At 66.0% G+C, this 9,258-nt stretch carries 5 protein-coding genes and 2 pseudogenes; 2 read left to right on the top strand and 5 right to left on the bottom strand.

Features of this window, described 5'->3' with window-relative positions:
- Window positions 1–1,130: 1,130 nt before the first annotated feature.
- The gene (locus tag AC0Z36_RS28805) at window positions 1,131–2,471 is read left to right on the top strand and encodes a phosphatase PAP2 family protein (protein ID WP_485466019.1); all 1,341 of its coding nucleotides are present in this window, start codon (window positions 1,131–1,133) and stop codon (window positions 2,469–2,471) included.
- Window positions 2,472–2,480: 9 nt separating this feature from the next.
- On the opposite strand, the pseudogene AC0Z36_RS28800 reads toward AC0Z36_RS28805, so the two are convergent.
- The 3 genes and pseudogenes from AC0Z36_RS28800 to AC0Z36_RS28790 all read right to left on the bottom strand — a co-directional run.
- Window positions 2,481–2,624, bottom strand: a pseudogene (locus AC0Z36_RS28800) (DDE-type integrase/transposase/recombinase); the annotation flags it as partial.
- Window positions 2,625–2,771: 147 nt separating this feature from the next.
- Entirely contained in the window at window positions 2,772–3,440 is a 669-nt protein-coding gene (locus tag AC0Z36_RS28795) for a class I SAM-dependent DNA methyltransferase (RefSeq protein ID WP_485466018.1), read from the bottom strand.
- 58 nt (window positions 3,441–3,498) lie between these two features.
- Window positions 3,499–4,657, bottom strand: a pseudogene (locus tag AC0Z36_RS28790) (IS3 family transposase).
- Window positions 4,658–4,736: 79 nt separating this feature from the next.
- Between AC0Z36_RS28790 and AC0Z36_RS28785 the strand changes: the two are divergent.
- Entirely contained in the window at window positions 4,737–5,030 is a 294-nt protein-coding gene (locus AC0Z36_RS28785) for a Tn3 family transposase (RefSeq protein WP_485466017.1), read from the top strand.
- Window positions 5,031–5,201: 171 nt separating this feature from the next.
- Here the strand turns inward: AC0Z36_RS28785 and AC0Z36_RS28780 are convergent, their stop codons facing one another.
- Together AC0Z36_RS28780 and AC0Z36_RS28775 are read right to left on the bottom strand one after the other, a co-directional pair.
- On the bottom strand, window positions 5,202–5,624 hold the full coding sequence (locus tag AC0Z36_RS28780; RefSeq protein WP_485466016.1) for a hypothetical protein: 423 nt from the start codon (window positions 5,622–5,624) through the stop codon (window positions 5,202–5,204).
- Between the two features lie 28 nt (window positions 5,625–5,652).
- A complete protein-coding gene (locus AC0Z36_RS28775) occupies window positions 5,653–8,406 on the bottom strand; it encodes a DNRLRE domain-containing protein (RefSeq protein WP_485466015.1) in 2,754 nt (917 codons plus the stop codon).
- Window positions 8,407–9,258 lie beyond the last annotated feature (852 nt).

The following is a 9,258-nucleotide window of genomic DNA, read 5'->3' as shown; positions in this document are numbered from 1 at the left end:
CGACAAGACTCCCGAGAGTTACCTCGCCGGGCTCCACCTACGCGGTGCCATCGTCTGGATCCGCGGGCTCCACCCCGCCACATCATGATCCGAACCCAGAACAGGCCCTAGGAGGGCGGCTCCGGCGTGCCCGACGATTCCTTGGGCGGCGGCCGTCACAGACAGCCGGTCGTCCCACCCTGTAGATTTCACCTTGCAAGTGTCACTTGTTCCTGCCGGATACCTTCTAGACAATCGCATTCTGGCAGGTCAGGGGCGCCTTTTGCATGACATTGCGTCAGATACCCGTATGTCGCTGAATATCCGAGACTATGCAGCGGGGTGAAGGTCTGCTCCGCGGCGTAACGAAGCCTGCCCGAACCTTGGACGCCACGTTGATCTCCACAGGGGATAACCGACAGGATGCGGCCTCCGCGCTCCTGACAGCGGTTTCCGTTGGAGCGGTGGATCTTGTCGCCGAGCAGGGCCGCAGGGCAGTTCTGGCGGGCGTGGCAGTGGGGGCGGCCCGCCACCGGCGGGGCACCATCGGCCCGGGGCTGGACGGCACCGTTGAAGATGGCCGCGCTGGTCAGAACCTCCAGCTGCGTACCTGTTCCGTCGCAGATCAGCAGGTTTTCACTGCCCGTCCTGGGTCGCCTGCTCGGCGACGGGCCGGTTTCGGCGGCCCCCTCGTCGCGCGGATGTGGATGCCGTACCCCCACACACGAGACCAGTCGAGTTCGGCAGCCGCACCTGGTTCGACAAGCAGAATGCAGTGCAGCCGGTCGAACGACCCGGCCTTTTGTCACCGCTTAAGTCAGCACGGACGGTTCTGTCCAGAGCCAAAGCCCGCTGCCGCGGGCAGGAGTTGCCGGGCCGCCTCGCTGACCAGGGTGTATAGAGCACCAGGCAGGCACAGCCGGTCCGGCACTGAGGGTGGCCCCGATGACAGCTCCGGTCGGGGCGGCAGCAGCGCTTCGATCAGCACCCGCAAGTTGTCCATGATCCACGGCCGATTCATTCCGCCACCCCAGGGGTTGAATCGCCGGACCGGTCACGCCCGACCGGCCGACCGCGCAAGGATTTTGTCACGGGCTTGACGGACACTCTATTCACTGAATTCCAATAAACCGACCAGGCGATTGATATCCATGAAATTGCAGATTCCCGCGCAAATAAATCGCAGAACCGCAGTCGCCGAACAGCGTCGGCCCCAGACGGTCCTGTGGACCGCCGCAGGTGCGGCGGTCCTCGGATTCCTCATCACCCTCGAGGTCGTCGCACGTCACTACGACACCCGGGGACCGATCACCAACCAGGTGCGAGAGGTCGTGTTCGCACCTGACTCGGGGCCGCGGCTGTACGCCGGTCTGGCTCTGACGATGGTGGTACTCACCTGGCGGCAACGGTTCATCGCGGCCGGTGCCGCAATGGGCATCGACCTCGCCTTCTGGCTGGTGCGGTGGCTGACCGATGCCAGGATGAACTTCGGCAACGGCGCAGTCTGGGTGGTCCTGGGCTGTGCGGTCATCGCCGTCACACGCCGCACCGGCCAGGAACGAATCCTGCTGCTGAAGGGCACCGGGCTGGGACTCCTGCTGGTGGCAGGCCACAAGGCCGGAGACGCCTGGCTGCTGATCACGTCCAAGACGCGCCCTGCCGTGCTCGACCAGTACGTGGCGACCGCCGACCACGCGCTCGGCGACCCGTCGTGGCTGGTAGGTCGGATGGTCCAGGCCACTGACCCGGTCAGCACCCACGTTCTGGGCGCCGTCTATGGACAACTCCCGCTGGCGGCGGCCCTCGTCGGGCTCTACCAACTGCGCAACGTGGCGGTCGAGCGCCGCTTCCCGGGCCACCACCTGGTGCGCACCTTCCTGGTCATCGGCCTGATCGGGCCCGCCTTCTACATGATCTTCCCGGTGGTCGGGCCGGTCTTCGCCTACGGTGCCGACGGCGGGCAGTGGGCGGTGGCCGACCTCTGGCCGAACACACCGCCGTCGATCACGTCCCCGCACCCGATCCAGTTCGACGGGATCACCCCGCGCAACTGCATGCCCAGCCTGCACACAGCGTGGGCCACCGCGCTCTTCATCCATTCCCGCAAGGGCTCGCGGCTCATGCGGTTCGCCGGAGCCTTCTGGCTGGTCGCCACGCTCACGGCCACGCTGGGATTCGGCTACCACTACGGCGTGGACCTCGTAGCCGGCGTGGTGTTCGTACTCACGGTCGAGGCGGCGATGCGCTCGTTCGACCGCGGCTGGGACCGGTCGGGAATCCGGCTGGTCACCTACGGCGCGACGGTATTCGCCGTGCTCCTGCTGTCGTACCGCTTTTTGTCGGTGGAGATGGCCGGACGCCCGTGGCTGTGCGGACCCCTGCTCATTTTGGCGATGGCCTCAGTCATCTACGGCTATGCCCGGACCACCAGGTCGTGGGAGCCCAAGCCCGCATCCGCACAGCAGCGGGAACCGGAACTCCAACCAGTGTGACCGCAGGACCTTGTCACGAAGACTGGTCACCGGAATATCCAGGACGTTGCCGTCGGCGTCGACGGCCCGCCCTAGGTACCGGATCTTCCCGTTGATCTTGATGAGGACCTCGTCGGGGTGCCACGTGTCGCCCGGCTTGGGCCGGAGCACCCGGACCGAGCCCACAACTTTGCCCCCCGTCACCGGCGACGACCAACCCGGTGACCATGACAGTCAGACCACTCTCAGCCCAAGTGGGCAACGCCGTCCGGCGGAGCTTTCCCCGGCACGAGGCCCTGTGCCGCTTCCGACGCCTGATCCTCAGCCGGGTTGCTTGGCCATGACAACCAAACCCGGTCCGCTTTGCTCATCCGCAGGGAGCCGAAGTTCGGCGACCGGGCGCAGTCCAGCCTGCTCGATCAGGTCCACGAGTTGTTCCGGCCGCCATTTGTGTGTCGTCCAACGAACGGGCACACCTCCGTAGGCCTCGGTGCGCACCGCGTCTTCGTCGCCGACGTGTGTTGCGATGATGAAGTGTCCGCCTGGCTTCAACGCGCGCGCGAACATGGCGAGAACCTGAGGAAGGACGTCACGGGGGAGGTTGAACAGTGACCACCACCCGAGCACGCCGCCAAGGGACGCTTCACCAAGATCGAGGTCGGTGGCAGAGGCAACACTGAAGCGGCATTGCGGATGAAGACGGCGCGCGTTCTCGATCATCCGAGGAGAGAGATCCACCCCGGACACGTCGAGTCCGCGTTCGGCAAGGTAGGCAGTCACCGTTCCGGGTCCGCAGCCGACGTCAAGGACGGGCCCGAGCTCGCTCACGGTGTCAGCGAAGGCATCGATTGCTGCCTTGAGCCATGGATGACCACGGACGTCACCCACTCCCGTCGTCACCACCATGTGGGCGTAGTTGTCGGCCACCCGGTCGTAGGACTCACGGACCACGTCGAGGTCGGCTGGGCGGTCAATATGGTGTGCGCGCATCAGTCGAAAATAGCACTGAGGGGCCTCGCGTTTTCCGGACAACAGATTTAAGGTTTTTCTACGCCGCCAGCTCTACGTTCTGGTGCTCATCCTCGGCTTCTTGAGGAGTCCTGTAGCCGAGCGCACTGTGCAGTCTTCGGTGATTATAGAACCCTTCTATGTATTTGACAACCTGAGTGCGTGCCTTGGCTCTGTCGATGAACTCGTAACGGCTCAGCCACTCGTTCTTCAGGGCTCCGAAGAATGATTCGGCCATAGCGTTGTCCCAACAGACTCCGGTACGTCCGACCGATTGCCGCATCCCCAGGGCTTCAAGCTTCTCTGCGAATGCTAGAGAAGTGTAGTTCGAGCCCCGGTCGGAGTGGAATATCGCCTCCTTTTTGATGCGTGAGTTGATTTTTGCCATGTCGATCGCGGACTCGATCAGTGAAGTCTTGAAGTGGTCGGCCATCGACCATCCGACGACTTTCTTAGTACAACAGTCGATGAAGGTCGCCAGATAAAGAAATCCCTCCCAGGTGGGGATGTAGGTTATGTCGCCGACGAATTTCATTCCCGGGGCGTCCGCGGTGAAGTTACGGCTGACCAGATCGGGGATCCGGTGGTGGCGGTCCGGATCGGTGGTTACCGGAGGCGGGGCTGGCAGGCCTGAAGTCCGCGTTCCCGCATCAGCTGGCGGACGAGTTCGGGGCTGACGTGTTCGCCTGAGCGTTCCAGTACGGCGTGGATTCTGCGGTATCCGTACGTTTCGTGGTTCACCCGGAAAATCTCCACGATCATCAGCTTCAGCCTTTCCCTGCGCTCCCTGGTTGCGGAAGTCGGGCGGTTTCGCCAGTCGTAGAATCCGGAGCGTGAGATCTCCAGCCATCGGCACATGTCGATGACCGCGTGGTTCGCCTTCTCCGTGTCGATGAGCTCGTATTTATCCGTTACCGAGTCTCGGCCGCGAAGAAGGATGCGGCTTTTTTTAGGAACGCGTTTTCCTCACGCAGTTTGCGGTTCTCGCGTTCCAGCTCCGCTTCCCTACCGCTTTTCTCCGTGTACGGAATGGAATTTGGGCCGACAGTTTTCCGTTTACGGTCCTTCACCCAGTTCGACAGGGTGGAGTCGTTGATGCCGAGTTCCATGGCGACGTGGGAGACCGGGCGCGGTCCGTCGAGCACCATGCGGACGGCCTCGTCTTTGAACTCTCGCGAGTACGGCTTGTTGTGGGCCATCTTCCTCTTCCTTTCCGGAGTTCCCCAAGCGTAGTTGGGGTTGCTGTCCGGAAAGTTCGAGGCACCTCACTCCAAGTGGTTGGCCTTCGGCAGTCAGGGGACGCTGACCAGCCGGGATCCCGAGCAGCAGGAGAAGGCGGTCAAGTTTTTGGACCTGGTCGCCAACTCGGTCATCTTCTCCACAGCGGTGGACCTCACCGAGGTGGTGCGGCAGCTGAAGTCCGAGGGCTGGGAGGTGGACTCCGCCGATCTGGCGGTGATCAGCCCATACCGGTACGAGCAGATCCGTCGTTTCGGCGACTACAACGCCGATGGTCTGCACATCCCGCCCGTCCCGTTCGACCCCAGCCTCGATCCCGCCCCGCCTCCCTGACCTCACCCCGAATCTCACGGAGCGTGAAGAACGAACAGGCACGTGGGGATACCACGCCGGTGTACCAGCACCCGGTCGGGACGCTGGTACACCGGCATGCCTCGTCCGTCGGGCACCACGAACGCGAGCCGGGGCCGCATGTTCGTCGTGTTCGAACGGATGTCGTGCGAGCTACATCCCCGTGAACACCGCCGACAGGCCGAGTAGCCCCATCCACAGGCCCAGCGCCATGGGGACGGCGCAGACCCACAGCACGAAGGGGCCGTCCGACGCCGGGCTCCGCTCCGTCCGGCGAGCGCGTTGCGCCACGGTGGCGCAGGGCACCGCGAACAGAGCGGCCACCAGCCACGAGAAGCCCACGTATTCCCACTGCCTGCGGATCAGGAGCGCCACACCCACCGAGCCGAACACCGTCATGAATGCCCAGAACACGTCGTTCCTGCGAAGCCGGGGGTGGCTACGGGGCAGGGTGCCCGGGGTTCTCCTCCTGCGCCGGCTGTCGATCGCGGTTGCGGCCGCGACGAACACCCACACGACGGCGGCGAGTCCAAGCAGCCCCTGGGACACACCGGTGATGAAGCCCGTGAGCGTCATGGGATCCCTCCTTTGTGGCGGGGCGCTGTCAGAAGGAACATCCCCAGACCACCCCCGAAACGCCGCTGACGTAGCCGAAGATGGCGACGGTGAGCTTCCACCGTTCGGTCGCGTTGCCGGCCTGGACGATGAGTTTGGCTCCGCGGAACACACCACCGAACTTGGCCGCCTTGGTGATCAGCAGCCCGTTGCCGGCGATGAAGGCTCCGATGGCACCGACGCATCGGGTGATCTTCCAGGCGGTGCGCCAGCTGCTGGAGAAGGGGTTCCACCAGGGGTCGGCGACGACGGGGAACGCGGTGTTCTGGTCGAAGTCGACGGTCTGGACGAGGGTGGTGCCGTCGACGCTGTAGCGGGTGGGCACGGGTTTGCCGTTGGCGTCCTTGGCCCAGGGGGTGAACGCGGCGCCGAGCGGGGCGGCGTCCTGGCCGGTGCCGGAGTACAGCGCGACGGATCCGTCCTCGGCGGTCTTGAGGACTGCTCCGGCCGGCACGCTCATCGAGGTCTTGTAGCCGTGGGGCGCGGAATTGTTCCTGATGATCTGGAGGGTTCGGACGCTGCTGTCCACGGCGGGTTGGACAACGGTGTCTACGGACCCGTTGGGGTTGGTGTAGACGACGTAACCGCCGATGTTGACGCCGTCGGCCGTCGTGCCCGGGTCGGGGTTGGCGAGGCCGAGTGTCGTGGTGGGGTCACCGTCACCGGTCGCCTCGACGGGGTTGGCCGCCTTGTACGGGATGCCGACGGTGACGCCGGCGTTGACGGTGGGCGCGCCGGTGGGGTTGCCTTCGGCGTCCACCGTCGGCGGGGTGGTGTAGGCAATGGCCGCGCGGGTGGTGTCGCTGTTGGTGGCGGCGGTCACGTCGGCGGCTTCCAGTGCCGTGGTGACCGTGGCGAGGGTCTTCTCCGGCGCGGTCAGCTGCCAAGTGGTGTCGACGGCGAAGGTGGCGCTGGGGGACCAGCCGTTGGCCCAGTGGGTGCCGTCGAAGGTGGTGGCGCGGAAGGTATAGGTGCGCCCCTCGGTCAGTTTCCCGGCCGGAACCTGGGCCTGCGCGGTGCCGCCAGCGGGGACGAACGGCGTGGTCAGTGTCGCGGCGACCTGGCCGGTCGCCTGGTCGGTGACCTCGATGGTGCCCTGGACCTGGTCGTCGCCGCCGTTGGAGTCGGCCGCGGTGAAGCGCAGTACCGGGGTGGTGGTGTCGGTCTTGAACACCCCGCCGCGGCTGGTGAACAGCGGACCCGCCTGCAGGTTCGCGCCGTTCTTCGGCCGGTAGTTGTAAGTCACCGTCAGGGTGGGCACCTTGGCGCTGTCGGTGTACTCCGAGGAGTAGAACCGCTTCCACGCGTACGTGTCGTTCTCGTCGCTCGCCTTCAGCGCGATCGACCCGGTGGTGGCCTTGGCGCTGGACCAGGTCTGTACGAGCTTGGTCAGGTCCGCTTCCACGCGGCCGGCGGTGTTGCACGCGCCGGACTTCGTGGCGGTCGAGACGGCGACCTTCTCCGTCAGGGCGGGCTGGTTGGTCCACCGGGAGTTCTTGTCAGCGGCGCCCGCCGCCCAGACCTCCCAGCCGCGCTGCTCGCAGGACCAGGAGTGGTGGTTGAACAGCGACAGCGTCGCCTTGGACACCAGGGCGTCGGCGAACCCGTTGGTGTCGAACGTCATGAACGAGCGTGCGGTGCGCTTGACCTTCGAGGATCCGGTGCCCTCGTAGTCGCCGGGCCAGCCGAGTTTCAGCTCGGTGTTGCCGGACTGGTCGGTGGCGTCGCCGCCCTGGACGAACGCGTCGAAGAGCACACTCAGGCTGGTGGTCGACGGGTCCACCATGACCGGGTACCGGGTCGCCGGGTCCGCCAGCCAGCCGGCGTCCGGGGTCAGGCGCAGCTCAACGCTGTCACCGACCTGCGTCACGGTCATCGGCACCCGCTTGGTGCGGGTGCGTTCCCCGGAGTTGGGGTCGACGCTCGCGTCCCACATCAGTGGCGCGGGCATGGTGGCCACCGTAGCCCCGGATTCGCGGGAGACGAAGTCGACCGACTGGTCCGGCCGCTGCACCGCCTGGACGCCGGGCAGTTCCAGGGGCAGCACGACCGGTGCGCCGGCCGCGCCGACCTGCGCGGGCGTGGTGTTCAGTCGCAGGTACTGCTCGAACCCGGTCCGGGTGGCATCAACGACCAGATCCGCGCCGGGGACCGCGTTCGGATAGGTGGCCCGGGTGCCGTCCAGGACGGGCTTGGGCAGGCCGCCCTTCCACTGCACCTTGATGGTGCGGTCGCCCTTGCCGAGGGTGACCAGGTCCCGCGCGTGGCTGACCGGGGCATCGGCGGCGGCCTTGGCGGACGCGGCGGGGGTGCCGCCCGGGGCGCCGAGCACCAGGGCGTCGGGGACCGCCTTCGCGGCGACGGTCCCGTCCGGCTGCTGCTGGAGGGTGGCGTCGACGGGCACCCACACGCCGTTCTTGATGGTCCGGATCGGGCCCGCGGCCTGTTCGGTGGTCAGGGTCCCGTCGGGGTTCGCCCACGTGGTGTCCGTGGGTGTGCGCAGGTCCAAGACCTCGACGCGCCGGTTTCCGGCGCGGGCGGCGGCCAGCGCCGCCTCGGGGCTTGCGGCCTCGGTGATCACCGGCCTGCCGGCCGCTGATACCGCGGCCGCTGGACCGTCGCCTTCGCCGACCGGACCAGCCGTTGCCGGGGACATCGTCGCCACCAGCGCGCCGGCGACGAGTACCGCCGTGGAGGCAACGGCTATGCGCCGCGACATGTGCGACGAAACGTCTACGCGCATGTCAAACGTCTTTCTTGTATATTTTTTGTAAAATAATGAGAAGGCTAACACAAGGGACATTCGTGTTAAACGAGATGGTTTCCTGGAGTGTGAGCTGCTTGCGGAGTGTCGACGTCTTTCTTGCCCCACTCGTCGGCCACCGGGAACGCGGCAGCCGCCAACCCGACCCCGAACGCGCCCCGGGGCTACGCGCCCACCAGCGCTACGACCGGCCGTACCGTCCTCGCCGTCCGCCTGCCCGGGAGTACCTCGGTCGCATGGCGAGCGGGGGCGGGCTCTCGGCACTGGCGCGGGATCCGGAGTTAGCGACTTCCCTTGGTCGGACATCTAACCTGTGGGCCCCGGCGGTGAAGCGACACGAACGATCGTTCGCGTTACAGCGCCTGTGCTCGTATGTCAGCACAGGTGGCGGGTGTAACGCAACCCGTGTCCACGCCAGTGTCACGCCACCGGGCCTTCGCGTTACGTTGGCGGGCATAAGGATTGGTGTCGAGCGGGTCAGTCCTCGCGATCAACACCCAGAGGCGCAGGCCGACGCGCTCGCGGCGACTGGTTACTACCGGGACCCCATTTTGGGCGGGCTGTGAGCGTGACCAGCGCCGAACCCCATTCGACTCCAGCCTCGGCCCCGCCCCAGTGCCCTGACCCCGCGCTGAATCTCACAGAACGTGAGGAACGAACAGGCCCGTGGGGTTACGAGGTGTTACGGCCGGAGGCCCCCCCCGGGGGTGCCTCTATGTCTTTCGTCAAGGCCACGCCGCCAGTTTTGTGATGGTTTCTGATGGTCATGTGGTCATGCTGCGAGGGCGACGGTGGGACGCCGGGATTCGTAGAAGGTGCCGTCGCGGAGCA

The organism is Kitasatospora sp. UYEF31 (genome assembly GCF_057291755.1).
Note: the sequence above shows the minus strand (reverse complement) of the source record. Positions and strands in the feature narration are given on the sequence as shown.